The sequence below is a fragment of the Vibrio sp. 2134-1 genome (genome assembly GCF_033339495.1).
The window spans coordinates 1-689 of record NZ_JAWOUS010000445.1 but is presented as its reverse complement, the minus strand read 5'-3'; the positions used below and the strand labels follow the sequence as shown (position 1 = coordinate 689).

1 protein-coding gene is annotated in these 689 nt (G+C 45.7%); it reads left to right on the top strand.

The window, feature by feature from the left end:
* A partial coding sequence (locus R7R78_RS26520; protein WP_225474660.1) for an MlaD family protein occupies positions 1-689 on the top strand: 689 nt, incomplete at both ends.

The window sequence follows — 689 nt, the reverse complement described above, 5'->3', positions numbered from 1 at the left end:
CTATTCGAAGAGTCCGTTCGTGGCCTAAAACGCAAAGCTCCGGTTGAATACCGAGGTCTGCGCATTGGTACAGTAATGAGAGTGCCTATGCGTCTTCCAACTCCAGAAGAGCATTTCTCGGCGAAGAGAATTCCGGTGTTAGTCCGTATTGAGCTTGGCCGTGTATACGGTGATGTTGAGTCCCACTCGATGGAAATGTTCAAAGAGAAACTAAAAGACGAGTTTGCAAAAGGGCTTCGCGGCACACTAAAAACCGGGAATTTGTTGACTGGTGCACTGTACATTGATGCGGATTTTTATCCAGACGATACGCCATATGAAGCAAACACGTATGAAGGGCTAGACGTCTTCCCTACAATGCGAGGTGGCTTTGCACAGGTTCAGCGCCAAGTAAATGACTTCTTAAACAAACTTAATAACTTGCCAATGGAAGATACATTAACGTCTCTGAACGCAACGTTGAAAACGTCTGAGCGCACCTTGGCGTCCGCAGAAAAAGTGGCGAATAGCATAGATAAGCTCTTAAGCCAAAAAGACACACAAGAGATCCCTGCAGATATTCGCCAAAGCTTGCAGCAACTGCAAAAAACGCTGGATGGATACGGCCCTAACTCGACAATGTACAGTGAGATGGAATCGACATTGAAAGAGCTAGAGAAGGTGATGACGGAATTCAAACCTGTTTTAAA